At 60.8% G+C, this 22,000-nt stretch carries 24 protein-coding genes; 4 read left to right on the top strand and 20 right to left on the bottom strand.

Annotation, left to right across the window (positions count from 1 at the left end):
- Positions 1-20: 20 nt before the first annotated feature.
- The gene (gene fliI, locus VHO05_RS10880; protein WP_329646604.1) at positions 21-1,445 is read left to right on the top strand and encodes a flagellar protein export ATPase FliI; all 1,425 of its coding nucleotides are present in this window, start codon (positions 21-23) and stop codon (positions 1,443-1,445) included.
- A gap of 20 nt (positions 1,446-1,465) precedes the next feature.
- Here the strand turns inward: fliI and VHO05_RS10875 are convergent, their stop codons facing one another.
- The 14 genes from VHO05_RS10875 to VHO05_RS10810 form a co-directional block, all read right to left on the bottom strand.
- Complete coding sequence (locus tag VHO05_RS10875) at positions 1,466-1,927, bottom strand: hypothetical protein (RefSeq protein ID WP_329646603.1); 462 nt, start codon at positions 1,925-1,927, stop codon at positions 1,466-1,468.
- Complete coding sequence (locus tag VHO05_RS10870) at positions 1,924-2,376, bottom strand: flagellar protein FlgN (RefSeq protein ID WP_329646602.1); 453 nt, start codon at positions 2,374-2,376, stop codon at positions 1,924-1,926. Before VHO05_RS10870 ends, VHO05_RS10875 begins: the two co-directional genes overlap by 4 nt.
- 3 nt (positions 2,377-2,379) lie before the next feature.
- The gene (locus VHO05_RS10865) at positions 2,380-2,781 is read right to left on the bottom strand and encodes a rod-binding protein (RefSeq protein WP_329646601.1); all 402 of its coding nucleotides are present in this window, start codon (positions 2,779-2,781) and stop codon (positions 2,380-2,382) included.
- Between the two features lie 42 nt (positions 2,782-2,823).
- Positions 2,824-3,231, bottom strand: a complete 408-nt coding sequence (locus VHO05_RS10860; protein ID WP_329646600.1) for a hypothetical protein — start codon at positions 3,229-3,231, stop codon at positions 2,824-2,826.
- Between the two features lie 6 nt (positions 3,232-3,237).
- Positions 3,238-3,993: a flagellar biosynthetic protein FliR gene (gene fliR / locus VHO05_RS10855; protein WP_329646599.1), complete on the bottom strand. Its 756-nt coding sequence runs from the start codon at positions 3,991-3,993 to the stop codon at positions 3,238-3,240.
- Entirely contained in the window at positions 3,990-6,077 is a 2,088-nt protein-coding gene (gene flhA / locus VHO05_RS10850) for a flagellar biosynthesis protein FlhA (protein ID WP_329646598.1), read from the bottom strand. Before flhA ends, fliR begins: the two co-directional genes overlap by 4 nt.
- A 295-nt stretch (positions 6,078-6,372) precedes the next feature.
- A complete protein-coding gene (fliQ, locus tag VHO05_RS10845) occupies positions 6,373-6,639 on the bottom strand; it encodes a flagellar biosynthesis protein FliQ (RefSeq protein WP_329646597.1) in 267 nt (88 codons plus the stop codon).
- Entirely contained in the window at positions 6,636-7,076 is a 441-nt protein-coding gene (gene flgD, locus VHO05_RS10840) for a flagellar hook assembly protein FlgD (protein WP_329646596.1), read from the bottom strand. Before flgD ends, fliQ begins: the two co-directional genes overlap by 4 nt.
- The gene (locus VHO05_RS10835; protein ID WP_329646595.1) at positions 7,076-7,504 is read right to left on the bottom strand and encodes a flagellar biosynthesis repressor FlbT; all 429 of its coding nucleotides are present in this window, start codon (positions 7,502-7,504) and stop codon (positions 7,076-7,078) included. Before VHO05_RS10835 ends, flgD begins: the two co-directional genes overlap by 1 nt.
- Complete coding sequence (gene flaF / locus VHO05_RS10830) at positions 7,501-7,848, bottom strand: flagellar biosynthesis regulator FlaF (protein WP_329646594.1); 348 nt, start codon at positions 7,846-7,848, stop codon at positions 7,501-7,503. The genes VHO05_RS10835 and flaF overlap by 4 nt, the downstream gene beginning before the upstream one ends.
- A 34-nt stretch (positions 7,849-7,882) precedes the next feature.
- The gene (locus VHO05_RS10825; RefSeq protein ID WP_329646593.1) at positions 7,883-8,932 is read right to left on the bottom strand and encodes a flagellar hook-associated family protein; all 1,050 of its coding nucleotides are present in this window, start codon (positions 8,930-8,932) and stop codon (positions 7,883-7,885) included.
- Positions 8,933-8,938: 6 nt separating this feature from the next.
- Positions 8,939-10,414, bottom strand: coding sequence for a flagellar hook-associated protein FlgK (gene flgK, locus VHO05_RS10820; protein WP_329646592.1), 1,476 nt, complete (start codon positions 10,412-10,414; stop codon positions 8,939-8,941).
- Positions 10,415-10,446: 32 nt separating this feature from the next.
- A complete protein-coding gene (locus VHO05_RS10815) occupies positions 10,447-11,721 on the bottom strand; it encodes a flagellar hook protein FlgE (RefSeq protein WP_329646591.1) in 1,275 nt (424 codons plus the stop codon).
- The gene (locus VHO05_RS10810) at positions 11,718-12,497 is read right to left on the bottom strand and encodes a response regulator transcription factor (protein WP_329646590.1); all 780 of its coding nucleotides are present in this window, start codon (positions 12,495-12,497) and stop codon (positions 11,718-11,720) included. The genes VHO05_RS10815 and VHO05_RS10810 overlap by 4 nt, the downstream gene beginning before the upstream one ends.
- Positions 12,498-12,853: 356 nt before the next feature.
- Here VHO05_RS10810 and VHO05_RS10805 point away from each other — a divergent pair, with 356 nt between their 5' ends.
- Positions 12,854-13,288, top strand: coding sequence for a hypothetical protein (locus tag VHO05_RS10805; protein ID WP_329646589.1), 435 nt, complete (start codon positions 12,854-12,856; stop codon positions 13,286-13,288).
- Between the two features lie 59 nt (positions 13,289-13,347).
- Here the strand turns inward: VHO05_RS10805 and VHO05_RS10800 are convergent, their stop codons facing one another.
- The 4 genes from VHO05_RS10800 to VHO05_RS10785 all read right to left on the bottom strand — a co-directional run bounded on the left by VHO05_RS10800 (position 13,348) and on the right by VHO05_RS10785 (position 16,272).
- Positions 13,348-13,803 (bottom strand): hypothetical protein, encoded by a 456-nt coding sequence (locus tag VHO05_RS10800; RefSeq protein WP_329646588.1) that lies wholly within the window; start codon positions 13,801-13,803, stop codon positions 13,348-13,350.
- Between the two features lie 93 nt (positions 13,804-13,896).
- A complete protein-coding gene (locus tag VHO05_RS10795; protein ID WP_329646587.1) occupies positions 13,897-14,712 on the bottom strand; it encodes a PP2C family protein-serine/threonine phosphatase in 816 nt (271 codons plus the stop codon).
- Positions 14,713-14,720: 8 nt separating this feature from the next.
- Entirely contained in the window at positions 14,721-15,467 is a 747-nt protein-coding gene (locus VHO05_RS10790; RefSeq protein ID WP_329646586.1) for an FHA domain-containing protein, read from the bottom strand.
- Between the two features lie 70 nt (positions 15,468-15,537).
- Positions 15,538-16,272, bottom strand: coding sequence for an FHA domain-containing protein (locus VHO05_RS10785; protein WP_329646585.1), 735 nt, complete (start codon positions 16,270-16,272; stop codon positions 15,538-15,540).
- 230 nt (positions 16,273-16,502) lie between these two features.
- Here VHO05_RS10785 and VHO05_RS10780 point away from each other — a divergent pair, with 230 nt between their 5' ends.
- Positions 16,503-18,887 (top strand): serine/threonine-protein kinase, encoded by a 2,385-nt coding sequence (locus VHO05_RS10780; RefSeq protein WP_329646584.1) that lies wholly within the window; start codon positions 16,503-16,505, stop codon positions 18,885-18,887.
- A 71-nt stretch (positions 18,888-18,958) separates the two neighbouring features.
- Here the strand turns inward: VHO05_RS10780 and VHO05_RS10775 are convergent, their stop codons facing one another.
- Together VHO05_RS10775 and VHO05_RS10770 are read right to left on the bottom strand one after the other, a co-directional pair.
- A complete protein-coding gene (locus tag VHO05_RS10775; protein WP_329646583.1) occupies positions 18,959-19,510 on the bottom strand; it encodes a tetratricopeptide repeat protein in 552 nt (183 codons plus the stop codon).
- Positions 19,511-19,621: 111 nt separating this feature from the next.
- Entirely contained in the window at positions 19,622-20,173 is a 552-nt protein-coding gene (locus tag VHO05_RS10770; protein WP_329646582.1) for a tetratricopeptide repeat protein, read from the bottom strand.
- Positions 20,174-20,391: 218 nt separating this feature from the next.
- On the opposite strand from VHO05_RS10770, the gene VHO05_RS10765 reads away from it, so the two are divergent.
- Entirely contained in the window at positions 20,392-21,789 is a 1,398-nt protein-coding gene (locus tag VHO05_RS10765) for a thermonuclease family protein (protein ID WP_329646581.1), read from the top strand.
- Positions 21,790-22,000: the final 211 nt, after the last annotated feature.

Here is a 22,000-nt window from a genome sequence, read left to right as displayed (position 1 = left end):
AATCTTTCTGAGAAGTGCCCATGCCGGAAATCGCCCTGGACAATACCTCTGAGTCTCCCCCCCAAGCCCGGCAACCGACTGCTCTCGATATCTTGGAACAGCGCATTGCTGCGGCTTCTGCCGCCCGTCCAATTATTCGCATTGGCGGAACCGTCACCAACGTGACTCCAGCGTACGTGCAGGTGTCAGGCCTTTCCCGTCATTTGAAGCTCGGGGACTGCATCAGCTTCGCGTCGGGCACCGCGGCGCAGTTTGGCGAAGTCGTTCGCATTGACGAGAACGAAGCCACCGTCAAACCCTTTGACGCCAACCTCAAGATTGGGCCTGGGGAGATCGCCTGGCAGCACGGCAACCTGAGCCTGCGTCCCCACACGTCTTGGAAGGGGCGCGTGCTGAACGCGCTTGGCGCACCGATCGATGGAGAAGGGCCACTCCGCGAAGGCGATCATTCCTATCCGTTTGACGCAGAGCCACCCTCTGCCATGAACCGCCAACGCGTACGCGCACCGCTGAAATCCGGCGTGCGTGTCATGGATCTGTTCACACCTCTCTGCGCAGGACAGCGCATCGGCATTTTTGCCGGATCCGGCGTCGGCAAATCCACGTTGCTCTCGATGCTGGCGCGATCGCGTGGATTCGATACCGTCGTTCTGGCTCTTGTCGGCGAACGCGGCCGAGAAGTCCGCGAGTTCCTCGAAGACGCCCTAGCGCAAAACCGCAGCCGTGCAGTGACCGTGGTCTCGACCGGCGATGAAAGCCCGATGATGCGCCGCTTGGCGCCCAAAACTGCGCTCGCCATCGCCGAATCGTTCCGTGACGCCGGCGACAGCGTCCTTCTTATCGTCGATTCCGTCACGCGCTTCGCGCACGCGACCCGAGAAGTCGCACTCGCGGCCGGCGAAGCCCCCGTCGCCCGTGGATACACACCGTCCGTCTTCAGCGAGCTGCCAAAGCTCCTGGAGCGTGCGGGTCCCGGCGCCGAAGGCACAGGATCGATCACCGGCGTTTTCTCCGTTCTCGTCGATGGCGACGATCACAACGATCCGATCGCCGATAGCATCCGAGGCACACTCGACGGACATATCGTCCTGGATCGCAAAATCGCGGATCAGGGCCGGTATCCAGCCGTGAATGTGCTCACATCCGTCTCGCGTCTTGCGAACACGGTCTGGTCGGCGGACCAAAGGAAGCTTGTGATGATGCTGCGTGCGATGATCGCGCACTTCGAGGATACGCGCGACCTGCGCCTGATGGGCGGATACCAGAAGGGCGCCGACGCCGAGCTCGACAAGGCGATCAATGTGGTCCCGAAACTCTACGAAGTCATGAAGCAATCGCTGAGCGATCCGCCGAGCGCCGATCCGTTCCAGGACGTTGCGCGTGCGCTCTCCGACAACAAGGAGGACGGCCAGAAGGGGCAGCCGCCGGCCCCTCTCAGAGGCTGATCGGATGAAGTCCGCCGCTGCTAATACTTTGGCGGCCCGCGGACGTCCTTCTTGGGAATATAGGAAAGCTGTTCGATCAGCACATCCTGGACCATGTCCACGCCAAGCCGCTTATTGACGTTCTCGCCAAGCTTCTTGGCAAGTTCGGGCAGGTCCTGCTTCTTCATGTTCTGAAAATTGACCTGCTCCCCGGCGTAGATGGTCTTGAACGCCTCATCGAGGACGTAGACCTCCGGACTGATGGGAAGCTCCTTGAGAACATTCGAATCAACAGAAAATACGAACTGCGCCACCATATAGCCCTGTATGGTGCCCTCGCCGATAATGGGCACGTTGATGGCCTTGGTGCGCAGCTCTTCGAGTTTCTTGCTTCCCTCTACAGCCTGGCCAGGCGTCTGGCTCTTCTGCCACTGGAGCACGCCGAAGGTCGCTCCGAGCGTCATGATCGACGCCCAAATGCCTGTGGCGAGAAGCTTCATCATGGACGTTTCGCAACTGCAGAGATGGCTTGCGTGTATGTCCCGTCTGAATCCGAATGCCGGATCGCATCCGAAAGCGACGTAGCAATTTCCCGCACCGCCTCAAGATGAATCTTCAGCATGGCCTGATTGATCGCCAGCCTTGTCTTGAGCGCGGCGACGCGTTCGGCAAGTGCGGGATTGGGTCCGGTGCCCTGCAAAGAACGCAACGAACGCGTGAGTTCGAGCAGGGCTTGGCTCTTGCGGTCGTTGAATTCTTTGAGATTGATGGCCTTGTGTTCCCTAAGCGCGGATGTTTCGATCTCGATGAGTTCCTCGAGACGTTGGATCGAAACGTCGAGCATAGGCACGTTCGCCGCCACACGGGCGGCCGCCGGGGACTGAGCGTTGAGAGCTGCAGGACTTGCGCCCACGGGCGGCATCGGTTGGGGCTGATTGTAGCGCTGCAACATGACTTACTCTCCGGAATTTGGCTCGATGCCGGTTTGCGCCCCGATAGCTCCGTTCAAGCCAGAGAGGTGCTGCATGACGTCGACCGAGGTGAACCCGCCCGGACGCACGGGCGGGATATGCCCCTCACGCACGTAGTCGGCGATACCCAAGCTACCGCGCTCCGCGACCTGCTCGGCGATCTTCTCCGACATCATCGATTTCCAAAAGTCGCCCGAAATGCCGGATCCGAAGACCCCCTCAGCAGACTTGGGCATCATGTCCTGAATGAAGGATTGCAAGACAAACGCCTCGAATTTCTGGGCTGCGTCGGGTGTTTTTTTGACCGTGCCAGCGCGCGAGGCGAGCGCGCTCTCAACGGCGGCTTGCGTCTCCGAAATCGGACGGATTGTGAGATCTGCGGCCAAATCTAGGCCTCCCGCAGGGACATCCCTTGCGGCCACCATGACTCATCGGTCTTGCTTGGAGCTTGCGCCTTTCTGAGCGAAGCCAGCTTCAAGAAGGCGCTCCAATTCCTCGCGCTCCTCGACGCGCCGAAGCTCCGCGTCGAGCTCCTCGGTCAGTCTCTCCGAATTGCGCAGGCGCCCGCCGTGTTCGAGAAGAACGCGAGCCTGCGCTTCGGCGGCGGGCTTGAGCCTCGCTTCCTCCTGCTGGAGCGATTTGAGTCGCCGGACGGTCATGTCCGTGAATAGTCCGTGCAGCGCGCCCTCCCCCGAGAGGGCATCCGTCAGCGACGACTGCTCGCTCTGACACCGGGTCAACTCCTGCTGCAGCCGCGCGTACTTGATCTCCTCCATGCTGTGGAGGTGACGTTGTACATCAACGATACGCTTGAGGCTTTTGACGCGATCTCGCATGTGACCTCACCCGTTCGCAAGAAAGGTCTGGAAGCCCGTGATGAAGAGTGTCAACGCCTCGCTGAACGTGAAATAGAGCAACAGCAGACCGCCCGCGAGAACAAACGGCGCCGAGATAAAATAAACCGGAATGAGCGGCGTCATCTTATTCATGATGCCGAACAGAAAGTTGATGATCAGCGAGAACGCAAGAAACGGCCCGGTAAGCTGCGCGATCAGGATAAAGCTATCCGACGCCGAATCCGTAACCTTCGCCAGTGCGAAACGCGGATCGAAGAGATCCGTCACCGAGATCACGGAATAGGATGCCACGAGAGCGCGCATCACCTCGACGTGCAGGCCCGTCGTGAACAGGAGCACCGTCGCCGTCAAAGTGAGAATGTTAGCAATGGCGGGCGCAGGCTCCCCTTCTTCGATCGGCGCGTCCGCCATACCGCTGAAGCCGATCAGCATCGCGACAGCCGTCCCCATGAACTGCAGAGCCAGAAAGAAGATTCGCGCCATGATCCCGATCGAGGCGCCAACCAGCGTCTCCGACAGGATGAGCTGTCCAATGTTGATGGGCGTGGCCTTGCCGAGATCACCCTGAACCTGGGGGACAAGGAGAGGAGCGAGCGCGAGCGTAACCGAAACGGCCAAATACACGCGGACTTGCGTCGGAATGCGCGGGCTTCCGAAGCCCGGCATAATCATCAGGCAGCCCCCGATCCGACAGAACACCAGGAAGGTTAGCAACACCGTTCCTGCCGTGATCGTCGTCACGAGATCGTACCCAGTGCCTTGACTTGCACGCCGCGCGCGATTTCGAGATGCGAAAGCACCGGAAGTGTCGGGAAGAGGCGCTCTGTGACCATGCGGACATAGGGGCGCGCGTCGGGGGCCGAGACAAGCACAAACTGATGGCCCTGATCCAGATGCCCACGAATAATTTTCGAGGCTTCTGCGCCGAATTGTTCGATGAGTCGCGGATCGATATCGAACTCTACCACCTCGCCTTTCGCATCGCGCTTAAGGCTCTGATGGAAGGCAAGATCCCAGCGGTTCCCGAGCCGCAGAACCTTGAGCACACCTGCGTCGGACAGGTCGCCGCAGATTTGCTGCGCCATCCGCATGCGCACGTGCTCCGCGAGTTGCTCCGCCCTGCGCACGTGAGGCGCGATCTCCGCAATGCTCTCCAGAATGAGATGGAGATTGCGTATCGAGATTCGCTCGGCGAGCAGGAGCTTGAGAACGGCCTGCAGCCCAGAGTACGAAAGCTGAGATGGAATTATCTCGTCGACGAGCCGGCGATACTCAGGCTCCAGTCGATCGATGAGCGAGCGCATATCCTTGTACGACAGGAGCTGCGACAGGTTTCCGCGGATGACCTCGCGCAGATGCGTGAGCATCACGGACATCGGGTCCACCGGATTGAAGCCTTCGCGCTTCACCGTATTGGCAAACATCTCCGAGACCCAGAACGCCTTCATGCCAAAGGCCGGCTCGCGCGCCTCGTCACCTGGAACGTCCGGCACCGGCCCGTCGCCGGTAATGACGAGCACGTCGCCGATCCTCAGCTCCTCGGACGCAACTACGGTTCCGTGGATCTTGATCTGATACGTCTTGCTCGGGATCGTTAGGTCGTCGGTGATACGGATTTCCGGCACGACGAACCCGTATTGCTTCGCGAATGCACGACGCATACGTCCCACGCGATGCGCCAGCTCGCCTTGCGACGCGAGAAGCGAGGTCGAGAGCTGCTTGCCAAGCGCAATTTCGATCTCGGCCGTCTTGAGCTGCTCCTTGACGGACTGACGCGCCTCTTCCTTGGAAAGCCGCTCCGCTTCCTTTTTGACGGCTTCTTCTGCCGCCTTGGCCTGAGCGAGCTTCTTCGGGATCGACACGGCGACGAAAATCATTCCGCCTGCAAGCAGAGCGAAAGGCAGGAACGGCAAGCCCGGTGCAACAGCAAGCGCGAGCAAAACGGTGCCGGCGACCGCGAGCGCGCGCGGATAGTTGCCGAGCTGCGAGAACACGGCCATTTCGGCCGATCCGCGCGTGCCGCCCTTGGAAACAAGGAGACCGGCAGCAAGCGAGATGATGAGCGCAGGGATCTGCGTCACGAGGCCGTCACCGACCGAGAGGCGCACGAACACATCCGCCGCATGCGCGAGATCCATCTCGTGACGCGTCACGCCGATGATGATGCCGCCGAAGACGTTGACCGCCGTAATGATAAGGCCGGCGATTGCGTCGCCGCGCACGAATTTCGAAGCACCGTCCATCGAGCCGAAGAAGGCGCTTTCCTCTTCGAGCTCGCGACGCCTCCGCATCGCTTCCTTTTCGTCGATGTTGCCCGCCGAAAGATCGGCGTCGATGGCCATCTGCTTGCCGGGGATCGCGTCTAGAGTGAACCGTGCACCGACTTCCGCGATACGCGTTGCACCTTTGGTGATGACGAGGAAGTTGACCGTGATCAGGATGACGAAGACGACCACGCCGATGACGAAGTCGCCGCCCATGACGAAATTGGCGAAGCCTGCAATCACATGCCCCGCAGCCGCGTGTCCCTCGGCACCGTTCGAGAGAATGAGGCGCGTCGTCGCTACGTTGAGCGACAGGCGCAACATGGTCGCGATCAGGAGGACAGTCGGAAAGGCCGAAAATTCGAGCGGGCGATGGATCCACAGGGAAACCATCAGAATCAGAACGGCGAAGGCGATCGAAAATGCCAAGCCGACGTCGATCATGATGGCCGGCAATGGCAGGAAGAGCACCGTCAGAATAACGACGATGCCAACCGCGAAGCCGATGTCGCGCGTGCCGCTGGTCCGGTCCGTCCCGCCAATGGCGGTGGTCGTGGCCATGCTTCCCCCAAAGCCTAGACCACGATCGCTTCGGACCCTAGTCGCTCCGATCGTCGCGCCGCCTATCAGGGGCGGCGTAGATCAGCAGCGCAGGGAAAGTCCGAACCTTGAACCGTCGGTCTCACCAAAATGACCAGATCTGAAGCCGGACCCTGGTGGTCCGGGCACACATCATCGGTCATGCAAATTGACTGAGCCCGATTTTGGGTCATCAAGCTTGCGCGAGGGTCTCCGCCACGGGGGGCAGCTCAGAAAAAGGTGTGGTGTCGCGGCCCCTTAGATACGGACCGAAGCGTCAAAACCCGTTCGGGATGCGGGCGTACGTTTGCTCCGCAAACGAGAAGATCACGGCCCCCACGAACGGCGCCGTGAACGAAGTCACGACAAGAATCGCGATGATCTTGGGAACGAAGGTCAGCGTCATTTCCTGCACCTGCGTAAGGGCCTGCAGGAGCGCGATCAGAATGCCGACAACCATGGCGGCGACGACGCCAGGAGACGCCGCGATGATGACCGTCCAAATTGCCGCTTGTCCAATATCGAGGGCGTCGGCTGGATTCATGTTGTCCCCGCAGGAGCAGGGTTCGTGATTTTGACACCGGCGGTCATGAAGACCTTCTTATCGTTCTCGAGCACCGCCACGGCGCCGTTTGAATAGATTTCGACGCCTTTCACCTTGCCTGTTACCGAGCCATCCGCCGACGTAACCGTCTTGCCGATGAGACCATCGACCTGATTGAGAGCCTGTTGGACAAGCAATGAGTCGAGCTTGTTGTTGGTTTTGATCGACTGCTCAACGTTCGAGAACGAAGCCAGCTGCGCGACGAACTGTGTCGAGTCCATCGGCTTGGTGGGATCCTGAAACTTCATCTGCGCTGTCAGGAGCTTCAGGAACGCATCGTAGTTGAGCGACGCCGCACCGTTCGACGGAGACTGCGTCGTGCCAGTGTCAGGCGTCTTCGGAGTATTTGTGGATGAACCTACACCATCTACGGCCATCAGCCTGCTCCTACCACTCTGAGTTCCGAACTCCGGTTCGCACCGAGAATTGCATCTTCGATCGGGATCAACGCCCGCAGCGTCTTGAGCGCGTTGAACGGTGATCCCGCTGCGACCTGCTGACTGATCGTCTCGAGCCCTGCGAGCACGAGCGGATTGGCAAAAGCCTGCGGCAACCAGCGCATTGTATCGTCGTAAACGCCGCGCGCAATTTCCATTCCGGTCGGCTCGATGATCATGGTCTGCAGAATGTAGTAGAGCTGCCGCAGCGGCGTGACCGTCTGCTGCGCGTGCATGATCTCGCTCTCGGTCAGATACGGCACGTCGTTGAGTATTTCGAACGTTGCGCGGCCGTCTGATTTCAGCACAGCGCCGTTTATGAAGATGCGTTCGCCAGGGCGAAGCGTGACGCGCGTCGGGGTGGTCATTTCAATCCCTCTGAAATTGTTCTCGACACATCGATCAACGCGTTGAAATTCGAGGATCTGCCCTGCCGGATCTCTTCCGTCTCACGCATCACCCACAATCCGACCGACACGAGATCCGCACGAAGTTGCGGCGGTAGACCATTCTCGGGCTTGGCGAGGTCTTCGATGAAGATGCCCCAGAGCTTCCGGACAAAGTAAATTGCCTCCACGGCCTCGCGAGACTGCGGTCCCGTCTTTTCGGCGTCCTGCAACAAAGCAATCGACCGCTCGAGCGCCGTACGCTCTTGCTCTCGCGCCTCCTTGGGCGACTCGTCGAGGACTTCGTTGTAGTAGAACTTGTACATTCAGGTTCCCAGATTTCCGGCGCTTTCTCGCATTCTAAATGTACTTGAGCAGACTTAGATTGGTCATTCGCGCTGTAAGCGCGTAGGCGGTTTCTACCTGCTTCAAAAGCTCGTTGACCCTTACCTGCGCCTCATAGGGATCGACGCCTTCCAAGGTCCCGATGTGTTCTGTTATGAGCGTCATCTGAATATCGATACGGCTGTCCGCATCCTTGATGCGCTCTTGCGACGTGCCGAGAGCCGCGCGCAGCGCGGTCAAGTCGGAAATGGACTGGCCGACGACGTCGATGGCTTTGTTGATCACCGATTGATACGCATCCGGACTGAGATTCTGGATCCCAAGATCGGCAATCATCGTGTAGGCCTGAGCCAAACCGCGGAATGCCTTGTCGTTGGCGTTCGCTGAAGTCTCGATGCGCTCGTTGGTCGTAATGCGGCTGGTGATGTTCTGATCCGAAGCCGATGACCAGGTCGTCGTCCAATCAGCGGTGCCGAACAAATTGGCAAACGCGCCATCCAGGAACGCATCCATCTGTGCGCCAGTGATATTCTCGACACCGGCGGTTGACTGCGGCATTCCGAACTCGGTGGTAAAGGCATCTTCTACGGCCTGGCGGCCCGCGGACGTTGGCGTTCCGAAGTAATCTGTGATGGGCTTGACGTCCGTATTCACGCCCGCAAAGAGGTGCGCACCGTTGACGGTGGTGTTGAGTGCCGCTGTGAACGAGGTGAGCTTGGCTTTCGCATCCGTAACGGCTGTGCCGGCACTCGAGCTTGCCGAACGAGCCGCCATAAGGGTCGTCAAAAAGCCTTGCGCTGCGTCGGCAAGCCCATCGAGCTGGGCCTGCGACATAGACAAACGAGAGGCCGCGACGGTGTTGGTATCCTTGAAGGTATCGAGGCGTTCGAGATCCTGCCGAAGCGAAACCGTCCGCTGCGTGAGATAGCCAAGCGTGACGCCCACATCTGCATGCCGCCCCGTCGTAGATTCCTTCTGCGTTGCCGCAAGCTTCACTTGCAGATTGACGCGCGTCTCCCGAGTGGCATTGATAAGCGAGAATGTTGAAATCGACGTTGTTTTCATGGCGTCTTACCTGATGGCCCCGATAAGCGCGCTGTACATGCTGTCGACGACAGAAATCAGCTTGGACGATGTCTGGAACGAACGCTCCAGCTCAAGCATGAGCGAAAGCTCTTCGTCTAGATTGACCCCCGTGATGCGCGTGAAGGAATCGAACGAACGCTGATAGAGCGTACTCTGGTATTGGAGCCCGTCGTCGGCAACCTTGCGCTGCTCTTCCAGCCAGCCGACGGAAGTCGCCGAATAGTCGGTCAGCGATGCATCGCTCGTGAGCTTGGCTGCGGGATCGAACGTATAATTTGCCCCCATCTTGTTGATGAGTTCGTCGATGCGGTTCGTATAGCTCGCCGAGCCATCGGTATTGTAAACGTACTGGGGCGACAAGGGATCGGAGATGCCGCCATCCCGGAGCCGCGTCGCGACTCCGCCTTTGTCCGGGTCCACGTTGGGATTGACGCGAAGGGCCGAAGCGAGTCCGCTGATGAGCACGCCGTCCGGAGGAATTCCGGATGCGCCGGTATAGGTGAACAAGCCAGGCACGTCGGGACCGCCGCCGCCCGTCTGATCGCTTTCGGCGAATGCTGTGACCAGCACACGCGCCATCTCGTCGATCTGCGCTTCATACGACAGCGAAATGTCGTCGCGCGCCTGCACCAGCCCGACAATACGTCCGGACTGCAGCGGCATGGTCGCGTTCGCACCCGTCACCGGCACACCGTCGATATAGACAGCGTTACCGGGCAGGCCTGGCGTCATGTTGCCCGAGCCAACGAACTCGAGCTTGCGTGGCACGCGATCGAATAGCGTCACACCGCTGTCCGTGTAGACCGCCATATCGTTGTTGCCGCGCGATACGGTACGGATGCCAACTTCGTTCGATAGGTTAGCGAGAATCTCATCCCGCTGATCCATGTAGTCGGTCACATCGCTGCCGGAGAGCGTACCCTTGACGATGTAGTCGTTGACCGTCTGGAACTGATCGAGCAGCGAGTTGACGCGATCGACGGAAGCCTGAACACCGGAATCCGCTTCGGTACGAGCCTTGCGGACCGTCGAGGCTGCAGAGTTCAACCCGTTCGCAAGGTCGGCTGCGGAGCGCACGGCCGCCTTCGACGCAAGCTCGCTTTGCGGTTGCGCCGAATAGTTCTGAAGCGCGCTGAGGAATTTATTGATTAGCGCCGCCGGCGAGGCGTCCAGCTCGACATCGTTGATCGTCGAATCGAGAAAATCCAGCGTTTCGACTTGAGCTTGATAGGTCGCGGTTGACGAGCTCGACGACAGGACCTGACGGAACAGGACCGGACTTTCCGCGCGCACGACGCCGGAGGTCCGAACGCCGGAACCCGGAATCGTGACGACCTCGACCGATTTGCGAGAGTAGTAGGCCTTCTCGGCGTTCGCGATGTTGCGCGAGACGACAGAAGTCCGTTCGCCGGCCACATAGAGGGACGAGCTCGCGTTCGAAAGCGTTGCCGAAAGGCTCATCGCGCGTGCACCCCCCTACCTCATCTCAAGCGCTACCGCTTGAGATTGACGAGGACCTCCATGAGCTCGCCGCCCGTCTGGAAGACTTTGGAATTGGCCGTGAACGCAAACTGCGACTCGATCATCGTCGTCAATTCAGACGCCGTATCCACGGTCGACTTTTCGAGCTGGCTCGCCTTGATATCCCCGAACCCTCCGGTACCGGGAAAACCAAGCTGGAGATTGCCGGAATTCGCGCTAACCGAGTAGACGTTGCCAGGACCGGGCGTCAGATTGTCGGGCGCCGGGACAGTTGCCAGCGGAACCCGGAACACACCAACGCGCGCGCCATTGCCATAAACGGCGTAGACGGTACCGTCGCCGTTGATCTCGACATTCTCGACAGAACTCGGCTTGTTGCCGTTGATCGTCGTATCCGAAGGCAGGAAGTCATCGTTGAGCTCGCTCGTCTTCGAAACGTCGAGAACGAGATTCTGTCCGTTCGGAACCGGGATCGTGATCGACGTCGGACTCGGCAGTGCCAAGTCGAGCTTGCCGGTAGCCGGATCAAACGACAGCGTCTCAAGGGCCAGCGGCGGATCGCCTGCCGTGCCGTACGGAAACGACTTAGTCGTGGGATCGCGCTGCGATTGATCGAAAATCGCGACTTCCCACGTGTTGGCGCCCGTCTTGGTATAATAGACGTCGAACGTCACTTCGCGACCGACGTTGTCGACTGCAGTAAGTGACGTCTTGGCGGAGTAAACCGCAGTTGTATCATTGACCGTACCCGGCGTCGAAGCTTCGACTTCAGCATCGACCGGCACGTTGACGTTGAACGTACCCTGCGTGGATGGCGTGGCCTGGAGCGCGAGAGCGCTGATGTTGACAGGCACAAGACCCGTCGTTCCGTTCGCGGAAACCGCTGCCGTGCCGCCGTTCATGGGATAGCCGAGCAGCTTGTACCCAGCCGCGTTCACAAGGTCGCCATTCTCGACCTTCACGAAGGAGCCCGCGCGCGTCAGAAAGGCCGCGCCGGAGTTATCGGAGACGAGAATGAAGCCGTTGCCATCGATCGCGATGTCGGTCGGCGACGTCGTGTAGTCGAAACCGCCCTGCTGGGAGATGCCGTAGCGAACGGTTGTGTCGACACTGCCCGGCACGTACGCACCCTTGCCGGACTCGAGAACGACCGTCGAGAACTCCGTAAAAGCGCGTTTGTAGCCGTGGGTGCTCGCATTGGCGATGTTGTCGGACACTGTGCCCAGGCGGCTCGATTGCGCTGCCATACCGGACGCACTCGTCCGCATCATGCCGGAAATGCTCATCCCACAGGGTCCTTTGCGAATAGCTCTGAGCTATCGAGTAGACCACGTACATCTTGCGTGAAGCTGGACGCCGCCTCAGTTTCGCCCCGTTTTTCAGCCGCTGCGTCGACGACGAGCCGGTACCCGAGGTACCGTTTCGAGTCGATCGGATCGTAGCCGAGCCGATGACGAAGGCGTTTCCTGAGCTTGCTGATGTGGCTTTCAACCACGTTCTCGTCGATGTCCTCACTGAAGAGGCCATACACCGAGTTGAAGATCTGCGTTTTGTTGATCCGGCAACCGCGGTTGCTGACGAGATACTCGAGAATGCGGCGCTCGCGCCGCGGCAGTTGCAGAACCTCGCCTTTGACCTCGGGGTCGCGGCCATCGAAGAAGACGCGCATCTCGCCGACGTCGGAGTAGTCCGGAGCTCCACTTGCACGGCGGCGGATCGCCTTCACGCGCGCAATGATCTCACGGACATGAATGGGCTTACGGACAACATCGTCCACGCCGGCAGCGAAGAGATCGAGCGTTTCTTCGAGAGACCGGTTCTCGTTCATGGCGATAACGGCAGCCACGGCCGAACGGCGCCGAATAACCTTCGCGAGCGCGCAGCGATTCCCGCAATCACCCAAGAGGAAAGCCTCGACGGACCGCATATCCGTTTCCGAGACCGCGCTCACCCAGCTTTCGAACTCTCCCGGCGCCAACCCGCACGCCGAAATTCCCTCTCTACCGAACCAGGACGCATACCCTTCCGTTACGGTTGCCCGCTCGTCCACGACGACGATCATGTGATGTTCCCCCGGCCATCGGCACCCCCCGAATCACGCACGCAACCCCACCCAACCCGGATGCAGTGCGTCGCGACTTCGATCAACGATTTGTTGAGGATTTCGCTTCTGCCGGAACGATTCGGCATTGTGGTGTTGCAAAAAGCGATCACCAACCGAGTCCTAAACACTTGAATTGAATCGTCCACTGACGGGTTCGGACGCGCATCAGCCTGGCATAAGCGCATCTCGCTCTAATGCAGCAGCAGTGGTTCGATCCGGCGCAAGCTCATTGCGTTCGGACGCACGCACATGGCGGAGATGAGTTGCGCGTGTATCGGCTTGAAACCGATCACCGCGCAGACGCGGGAGTGGCAATGCGCAAGAATGTCCGCAGACGAGCGTGGTCCCATTGCTGCGGCGCTGCGCTGGCTCTGTTTGCAGCAGCGTACGCGCCGCGCGATGCGCTGAGCCAAGAAATCTTCGCAATCGACCTCGTAACGCCCGGCATGAATCAGACCGAGCTCACCTCTGTCATGGGGCCGCCAACCTACATCCAGGTCAAAAACCTGCGTCAGGCCTGGCAGTACTGTCCACCACGCTCTTTCAGACGCTTTGTCGGAGACTTGTTGCGCTTTGAAACCGAACCACCGCTGTTCGTAACGGTGTGGTTCAACGAAGGCCGCGTCGAACACATGCGTGCCTATCCGAGCCGCGTGATGGGGCGATGCGAGGATTTCCTCGCCGCTTTCCGCTGGGAAGACGTGATCGAAGGCGGCGATGCCTTCGCGGGCGGCTATGCATTAAAATGAACTGTTGAATTGAGCGCGTCCGCAAGCCTCACGCAAGCTTCGTCGCGGCCGGCCTCGATCTACTTCGTTGCACCGCGCTTCAACGCCCGATCAATGGCCGCGTTGACCTCGGCCATCGCCGTCACCGCCTCCTCGCGCAAGTCTTGCGGCACCCGGTCCGGATGATTGCCCGCTGCGAAGCGCCGTCGCATCCGCGCGAGCTCCCGCGCCGTGTGCTCTCGCGCTGCCAAAGCGGCCTTGAGTTTCGCGGCGGCTTCTTGAGGGCGCTCCACACGACGCGTGTCAGCCAACCCCTCTTCGTCTTCATAAGCGCGCGCTAGTGAAGCGGAGCCCACGTAACCGGACGCAACCGAAATATCGCCGAGACTGGCGACACCCGGTTGGGCCATGGGATTTGACATGGCGGCATCGACGAACCCCTCCAGCCCGTCGTCCGGCGTAAGGCGCGCCTCCTCAAGGGCTTCCTCGAAGGCATGCTTCTGTTCACGATGCCGGACGCGCGTTGGCCAGACCACGGTCGAAGTCTCCGAAGGCAGATTCGTCTGCCAGGAGAACCACTCTGTTGCTGATACCTTGTTCGGACCTTATGCGAGAGGAGGATCCGAACCTCACCCGCCCATGGCCTCGCTGAAGCGTGCGGATTGTGGAACAAGACGCACGGCGATCACCGTGGCGTTGTCCTGGTGCGGATCCTTAATCGCCTCCACAGCGCGGATCAGGGCATTCGCAACCGCGACAGCACCGTCTTCCGCATACGCAGCCACGATGCGCTCGATCTCCGCCGCTTCCAGCGTCTGCAAGCCGTCGCTCGCCAGAATGATATAGTCGCCGGGCTCGACCTTGAGCGGGCGGTTCGAAAGATCGATGAGATCGATCTCGTCTCCGGTCACCGCAGATCGCAGCATATGCCTCCGCGGATCCCGCCGCGCCTCCTCCTCGGAGATCGCCCCGGCCGCAGCCAGCCTGTCGAGCTCGGGTGCCAACGAGTGATCCTCGTTGAGGAGAGCAATTTCGCCGCGCCGGTAAAGCATGAGCGGACTGTCACCGACACTAACCCACTCGATACCGTCCGCTCCAAACGTCACGCCGACGAGCGTCGATCCCATGCCGGCAAGCATGGGATTGGCGTCGACGGTTTCTGCTATGGCCTGATTGGCCGCGTCCAGCGCCTCAATGAGACGCGCGCGGTTTGGGCCTTCCTCGCTCGCGTACTTCTTGATGAAGCTCTCGCAAGCCATTCGGCTCGCGAGCGCGCCGCCCGCGTGTCCGCCCATACCATCTGCCAGCACAGCAACGATTCCATTCTCGTTGCTTGCCGCGGCTTCGGGAATAGGCGCCTGCGACCCGCTCCAGAAAAGAGCGGTATCTTCCTGGTAGTTGCGGGCACCCTTGGTGGCGCGGCTGGCGTGCTCGAAAGATTGCATACGTTCTATTAGTTCTGTTCCTGCAACGCCGCCCAGTCGAAATCGGGACCGCAAAACGGCACGAATACAAGTTGCGTTCGACCCATGGTGATCACGTCCATCTGGGTCAGCTCGACGGCACCCGTCGGTCGCTTCTCATTTAAGGAGACGACGTTGGTCTTAGCAAGGTTTGGTACGAAAAGAAACGAACGCTCTGCCGAGTCGTAGCGGATATAGGCCTGCTCTTCCGCGGAGATGGCATCGTCGCCGAAGTCGATCGGTATGCGGTTGCTTGCCGCCCGTCCCATCGGGTTGTTTCCCTCGAAGATGGGCCGGAACTGACCGATCCCTGGCCCGCCGACGACCACCAGCCAACCCACGACCGGATCTTGATCGAAAGTGCCCCGCGTCACTTGCATCTTACCGCGCACAAGAGTCGTGCGTGACCCGGACTCCGTCGGCTTCGCCGCAGCGCGGACGACACGCGTCGTTGGAGGAGCATCAGTCTCGACATGCCGGTTCTCGGTCACGCGCGGCGCGCGAGCTTCACGCGCCGCTTCCGCAGCACTCGGCGAAACCACCTCGGCGCGTGGCGCGGGCAGCTGAACGGCCGAGGCCTCCGGCGCAGGCACCGCAACGACACCCTCGCTCGGCGAAGCCGCCCGCTGCTGTGCGTCTTGGCGCCCTGTATCCTCGCGGCTCGCCGCAACGAGCGCATCCTTCAGCGACCCGAGAAACCCTGACCGTTGCCCCTGTCCACTCGCGCTCCCTGACATGCTTCGTCCTCCTTTGTGATTGTCCGGAGTTCCTCCGGTTGAAGCTTGCCGCTTCAAGACCTCTACCCGCTCAGCCACGCGACGCCGTTGTGAATTTGATTTGCGCATTCCCAAGCTCGATCACGTCACCGCTCGACAACCGGGCCTCCGCGACTGCCCGCCCGTTCACCACAACGCCGTTTCCGCCAGAGCTGGAAAGGTCCGTCACCACGAATTCGGCATCCTCCGTTCGATGAATGGCCGCGTGATAACGGTGCACGGTCATGTCCTCGAGGCACACGTCGTTGTCCGTCTCTCGACCGATTCTCAGTAACGTTCGCCCAAGGCTGTAGCGCCGGTCCTGCGACGAGGGAGGCCCGTCGCCCAAGCTCACGACCTCGATCCAGGCGTCCTGCGGACGCAAAGGAATGTGCCCCGTCTTGACGCCATCGCGCGGTTCTACAGCGGGTTGGCGCACCACGCGCCTGAGCTGCGTCTGCGCTTCCGACACGGCTATGGTCTTTGCCTCGCGCCGCCGCGCCAAAACACCCAGAAACGCCAAAGGCGGCACGGCCAGAAGAACGACCAGGCCAAGCACGAGAGCAGGTGCACGCGCGTAGCTCGCAGCGATCCAATCCGTGAAGCCTGTCCACCAGAATTGTCCCTGGGGCACGCCGACGACAACGCCGTCACCGACCGGTACGGCAGCAACCGATGCCGTCGTAACGGTAGCAAACACAGCAAAGACAAATCCGGCAGCGAAGGGCGGGATCATCGGCTCTCGGACCGATGGCTGCCGGGGCGGATTCTGTGTGGAAAGTTGCATGAGATATGCTCAGGCTCGAATCTGCCGTAGTGTTCGTTGCGTTCTGCGGCAGCAACATGGCCGCACGGCGACACCATGGCGTTTTGCAGCAACTTTGACCACGAAGCGCACGCCTCCGCCACATTCCTGCTTCACAAGAGGCAGTGGAGGTGATTTGCACCCGAAGAGTGCATCCGGAGCACCGCACGACAAAGCCACGCCGTCCGAGCGAGCCCAGAGCCCGAGAGTCGATGACGAACTTGATTGCGCTAAAGAATGGCACAGAGCTCGTCGGTGACTACCGAATTGAGCGCGTGCTCGGCGCGGGCGGTTTCGGGATCACCTATCTCGCCGAGGAAGTCGCGCTCGACCGCAACGTCACGATAAAGGAATATTTCCCCTCAGATTTCGCGGCCCGCACTTCTACGTCGGACGCCGCACCCCGGTCTCAGGATTGCGCCAGCGACTACCGCTGGGGTCTGGATCGCTTTATCGAGGAAGCGCAGACCCTTGCGAAGTTCTCGCACCCCAATATCGTCCGCGTCTACCGCTACTTCAAAGCCAATAATACCGCCTACATGGTCCTCCATTTCGAGGAGGGGCAGAGCCTGAAATCATGGCTCAAGGGGCTTGGCCGCGCGCCGCGTCAGAAGGAACTCGACGCCATCGTGACGCCCCTGCTCGATGCGCTCGATCTGATCCACAAGCAGGACTTTCTCCACCGCGACATCGCACCGGACAACATCATCATCCGCAAGGATGGCACGCCCGTTCTGATCGACTTCGGCTCGGCGCGCGGAGAAATCCTGGCTCATTCCAAGACCGTGTCAGCCCTCGTCAAACCCGGCTACTCGCCCTACGAGCAGTATGCGGAGACCAGCCGTCAGCAGGGGCCGTGGACCGACATCTATGCGCTTGCCGCCACGCTGTATCATGCCGTCACAGGTAAGCGCCCCGCCGACAGCCCGTCGCGAATGGTCAAGGACGAATTGATTCCTGCCCGCGACGCAGCCCTCTCGGCCTATCGCTCAGGCTTCCTTGCCGCCATCGACCATGCGTTGACGCTACAGACCGATGCGCGACCCCAATCCATCGCCGCTTGGCGCGGCGCTCTGCTGGCTCCCGATCCTGCAAAACCCGGATGGTTCGCGAAGACACCGCGCAAGCCGGTTGCCGAGACCACACCTGAAGCTGCCGAGGTTCCTCCTGTTGCGAAGAAGCAGGAGCCCGCATCTTCAGTGCCGCCGCCACCCGACGCTCCGGGCCCGAAAGGCGGCATGCTCGATTTCCTGGACGGCCTCAAGAAGAAGCCTGAGCCCGCCAAGCCCAAAGCAGAGGCCAAAAAAGCCGAGCCCGCAGCCGCTGCACCTCCGGCAGCCGCAAAGCCTCTTCCCGGCACCCAAAAGCTGAGCACTCCGCCCGAGCCGATCAAGCTTCCGCGCGTCCTCCGCAAGAAGGAGCCGGGCAAAGAGTTGGTCGTCAAAGAGCCCAAGAAGGCAGAAGCGAAAGAGAAGAAAAAGTCTGCCGCACGCCCGCGCCCGATCCGTTCGCGGCACGGCATCGGCTGGCGCCCCATACTGTTCAAGCTCCTAGTTGGCGTCGGAGTCGCCAGCGGTGCCGTCGCCATGCAGGAACGCTTCCCGCAATTCGAAAGTCGCGGCAGCGGCGAAACTTCGGCGAGCACGTCGTCGAACATCCGCACGGCATCGCTGCAGGAGGTCCCGGTTATCCGGCCGATTGCCGAGCTGTCTGGCCATGTCGGCTCGGTCACCGCCGTCGCCTTCTCGAATGACGGCACGTCCATCGCCACGGTTGGCGCCGATGCGCGCCTGAAAATCTGGAACACCGGATCCAACACGCTTGCCCGCACCATCGAGCTGGACAACGGGCCCGCGACCGCGCTTGCGCTGTTTGGGACGAACGCGCTGACCGGCCACGCGACAGGCGATATTGTCCTCTGGGACTGGCAGCGAGCCGAGAAGATTGCCGCCTTCAAACGCAATGATGCGGAGGTCGGGTCGCTGGTGTTCGCTGGCCGCGCCGATCGCTTCGCCGCTTCGAGCCAGGATTGGAAGGTCGCCCTCTGGGACACGGGGACACCGTCCGGTCCCATTCAGGTGATCGACGCCCATGACGACGCGGCTCAGGCGGTCGCGTATGTGACGACCGACAAAGGCCCCCGGCTTGCATCCGGCGGTGCGGACAAGACCGTGAAGCTCTGGAACCTCGACACCCTCGATCGCATCCGCATCTATCGGGGCCACAAGGACTTTATCTCGGCACTCTCCTTTTCACCCGATGGCAAGCTGCTCGCGTCGGCCAGCCTCGACGGCAATATCCGGGTCTGGTCCACCGGATCCGGCAGGCTGCTGCGACGCCTTTACGGCCATCGCGGCCGCGTCGGCAGCTTGTCATTCTCACCCGACAGCAAGACGTTGGCCTCGAGCGGCACCGACGGCCAGCTTCGAATTTGGGACGTCCAGCGCGGCCGCACGCTGCGCACGATCACGGGCCATACCGGCGCAGTGAACGCCGCGAGCTACTCGCCGGACGGCGAGCGCCTTGCCTCGGCCGGCGCAGACGGCGTCGTCCGCCTCTGGACCAACCCGGTCCCGCGCACACCCGCAACCAACTAGTCCGAAGCACAAAAAAATTGGCCGGGACAAAGCCCGGCCAACGAATCTTGCGCGCAACGACGTAACGCGCCTCAGCCCTTGGCGGCGTCGTAGTCCTGGATGTGGCCCTTGAGATCCACATACGACGGACAGGTCGCACCGCAGCGCCGCTCGATCTCAGCCAGCTCCCCGCGAGCCTTCTCGAGCTCGCCTTTGCTCAAGAAGGCTTCACCGAGATACGCGCGCGCCACGACGTAATTCGGATTCACGTCGAGCGCCTGGCGATAGTAAGGAAGCGCCTCTTCGACATGTCCGAGCTTGCGGGTGGCATAGCCGATATAGGTGAGAACCCGCTCGTCCTTCTTTTCGGCGAGCGTCAGATACCCCAGCGCCTGCTGATACTGACCGCTCTTGGCCAGCCAATACCCCGCATAGAAAAGCTGCTCATCCGCCATCGCATGACTGGCTTGTCCGACGCACGCCGTCCAAGCCGCGCTGCCCTTGGACTGGGCATCACAGGCCGCGCTCGCCGGTCCCGTATCCTTCGAGATGCGTCCGTCCGCATGGAGCGGTGCGCCTGCGAGCATAGCCGCAAGACCCGATGCAAGAACCAATCCCGCGGATCTGGACAAGAAATTCGTCATCAGTGCTCCCCTTTGACCATGACCGCCGAAACGCAAATCACGGTCCTCTTCAAAAATGAGGAGCGGCGCGTGCGCCGCCCCAGCGTCAACTCTTCGATGCGGATGTCCCGCTCAACCTGGAACCGCGCCCTTCGCCTCGAACGCTTCGATCTCCCGTTCGAGGTTCGCGAACGATACACAGCTCTTTCCGCACCGCTGCTCGATCTCGCCGAGCTGCTCACGGGCGCGAACGAGGTCACCCTTGGCCAGGAAGGCCTCGCCCATGTACTCGCGGGCCTGAACATAGTCGGGTTTGAGCGCCAGTGCACGCGCGTAGTAGGGGAGTGCCCCCTCCACATTGCCGAGCTTCCGCGTTGCAAACCCCCTCGCATTGAGCGCGCGCGGATTGTCCTTGTCCTTTACGGTGGCGAGTAACGTCAGGGCATCGGAAAACTTGCCGGCATGCGCGAGCCAGTAAGCGCCATTGATGATTGCGTCGTCGGAAACGTGGCCAGGCCTGCATGCGGGCTTGTTCTTGTTTTTGGGCTTTGAGCAATCGATGCGCGGTCTCGCGGGACCATCGTCATCAGCTACGGCATGAACGGGAATCACGGCTGCGAACAGGGCCGCAGCCCCAAGAACCGAGACGAGTTGTTTCACAAGAGTCATTCGAACCAGTGGCATGAAACCCTCCTTAAGGTGGCCCGGCAGCTCCCATCGGCCAAATCTAGTCCCGGCCTCCGGGGAAGTCCATCGGGCCAAAGCTGAGGATTTCATACATTTTGTCTCGCCCGGCCAAAGCGATGCCATCATTCGGCGACAAAGGGACGGACGGGCGCTGGAGCCATAAGTGCTGAAGTAGGCCGCCCCCTCAAAACAGAACGGACGGCGCGACACGAGGAATGAACTTGTTCTGGTGGCGAAAACGCAATGAAGGCTTCGAATGGCGCGACTACGTCCGCACCACTATCCTCGTGCGCCGTGAACAGCGGCGGCAGAAGCTCAAGGATGTCCAGGCCGCGGCTTCGGCACACGTCAAAGATGCCGGAAAGCGCAGCTTTGACGCCAGCGTCGCCGGCGTTCGCGTAGCAGGCTCGGGGGCATCGAGTTCCGCAAAAGTAGCCTGGGATTTCTCGAAGACTGCCGCGCGCGCCCTGGCCGCTTGGATAGTCAAAGCGGCTCACGGCGCCGGAACGGCCCTCGCGTGGTCCGCAAATGCGCTATGGACCGGTGCAAATGCCTTGATAGGCCGCATTAGTGCGCCCCTCGCTCCCAGACTAGCGCCGGTTTTGGAATTTGCCCGCCAGCCAAGAATTGGCTTGGCGCTGAAAATCGTTGCCGGCACTGCGGCTCTCGGAGCGGCATACCGGGCTTGGGGTTTTGGTTTCGACGCGGATGCCGCCGTTGCGACAATCCTTGCAGCCGGCGCGGCAACGCTCGTCGGCCTCGCCTATCTGACCGACCCGGATCGCCGGCGTCGGCCCGACACCCGGGACGGCTTGCTTGCCCGCCTGAGAGAAACGGATTTTGAGCTTCCGGGAACTGGGCGAATTTCCGCGACGACCGCAAGCCTCGGCGCCTTTGGCCTGGTCGCAATCATCGCGGTCGTCTCTACTGTGGCTTACCTTGGACTGCCGAGTTGGAGTTCAGCTCCGTCCCACATCACGTCCGCTCCCCGCACCGCTGACACGGGTGAAACTGAAGCAGACCTCGAGGGCCGCGCGACAGCCGTATCGGGCGACATGCTGCGAATTGCTGGCACACTCGTCACGCTCGATAGCATTGAGGCGCCAGAGGCCGGGCAATCGTGCAAACGCCAGGAGCGCAAATGGCCGTGCGGCGCCGCGGCCAAGGACGCCCTCGCAAAGCTCGTACGGGGGCGGCGAATATCCTGCGATCTCGTTCATGAGAGCGACACCGAGAAGCGAGCCCGCTGCTATGCCCTTGGAAAAGATATTGCCGAGCAATTGGTGAGAGGCGGGCACGTATTCGCGAAAGGTGGCTTCCTGAGCACGTACGCCGGTGTTGAAACCGACGCGCAAGCGGAGAAAGTCGGACTTTGGGTCGGCGACATCGAACGTCCGCAGGATTATCGCGACAAAAGATGGGAAGAAGCAAAAAGGAGCGCGCCCGAGGGATGCCCGATCAAAGGCCGCATTCAGTCAGGTGCACGCACTTACATTCTCCCCTGGTCGCCGACGTACGACAGCGTACGCCTCCGCACATCCCGAGGAGAACGCTGGTTCTGCAGCGAAAGCGAAGCGCAGGCCGCTGGATGGAGCCGTGCCTCTTCGTCCTGACGATGATTGATCCTGAAAATGAGAAGCCCGCGACCGGGGGGGAGGGGTCGCGGGCTGAAGAACTATGACGCCCCTAGGGGGGATAGGTGGGACGGCGCCACGTTCGCAGTTTCTATTTCAACCGAATTTAAAACGCAAAGCAAGTCGCTTGCGAAATTTAGAGAATGACGTACTTAATTTTTTCTTCTAAGGCCTGGATATAACTCTAAGA

Origin of the sequence: Hyphomicrobium sp. (assembly GCF_036262015.1) — a bacterium.
Classification (GTDB): Bacteria; Pseudomonadota; Alphaproteobacteria; order Rhizobiales; family Hyphomicrobiaceae; genus Hyphomicrobium_C.
This window is presented reverse-complemented; position numbering and strand designations above follow the sequence as displayed.